Source organism: Cedecea selenatireducens (assembly GCF_042138895.1).
GTDB classification, from domain to species: Bacteria; Pseudomonadota; Gammaproteobacteria; order Enterobacterales; family Enterobacteriaceae; genus Cedecea; species Cedecea selenatireducens.
In genome coordinates this window covers 1-1,052 of sequence record NZ_JBHIKW010000035.1, presented here as the reverse complement: position 1 = coordinate 1,052, position 1,052 = coordinate 1, and the positions used below count along the sequence as shown (strand labels likewise).

At 52.9% G+C, this 1,052-nt stretch carries 1 protein-coding gene; it reads right to left on the bottom strand.

The annotated features are described in order from the left end of the window. On the bottom strand, positions 1-1,052 hold a 1,052-nt coding region (gene tuf / locus ACE38U_RS22355; protein WP_375530535.1), incomplete at both ends, for an elongation factor Tu.

Here is a 1,052-nt window from a genome sequence, read left to right as displayed (position 1 = left end):
CCTTCACGGATTGCGAAACGCAGACCGTCGTCCATCGCGATTGGGTGGATCAGGGTAACAACCATTTTGATGTTGTCGCCTGGCATTACCATCTCTACGCCTTCTGGCAGTTCGATGGTACCGGTCACGTCAGTTGTACGGAAGTAGAACTGTGGACGGTAGCCTTTGAAGAACGGAGTATGACGGCCGCCTTCGTCTTTGGACAGGATGTACACTTCAGATTCGAACTTGGTGTGCGGCTTGATAGAGCCTGGCTTAGCCAGAACCTGACCACGTTCGATTTCTTCACGTTTGATACCACGCAGCAGAACACCAACGTTCTCACCAGCACGGCCTTCGTCCAGCAGTTTGCGGAACATTTCAACGCCGGTACAGGTAGATTTCGCAGTATCTTTGATACCAACGATTTCTACTTCTTCGCCCACTTTAACGATACCGCGCTCTACACGACCGGTAACAACGGTACCACGGCCGGAGATGGAGAATACGTCTTCGATTGGCAGCAGGAACGGCAGGTCGATTGCACGTACTGGTTCTGGGATGTAGGAATCCAGGAAGCCAGCCAGTTCAACGATTTTAGCTTCCCACTCTGCTTCGCCTTCCAGCGCTTTCAGAGCAGAACCACGGATGATTGGAGTGTCATCGCCCGGGAAGTCGTACTGAGACAGAAGTTCACGAACTTCCATTTCAACCAGCTCCAGCAGCTCTTCGTCATCAACCATGTCACATTTGTTCAGGAACACGATGATGTAAGGAACGCCAACCTGACGACCCAGCAGGATGTGCTCACGGGTCTGAGGCATAGGGCCGTCAGTCGCAGCAACAACCAGGATAGCGCCGTCCATCTGAGCAGCACCGGTGATCATGTTTTTCACGTAGTCGGCGTGCCCTGGGCAGTCAACGTGCGCGTAGTGACGAGTCGGGGTGTCGTATTCAACGTGGGAAGTGTTGATGGTGATACCACGAGCTTTTTCTTCTGGTGCGTTATCGATCTGGTCGAATGCACGAGCAGAACCACCGTAGGTTTTAGCCAGAACGGTAGTGATTGCAGC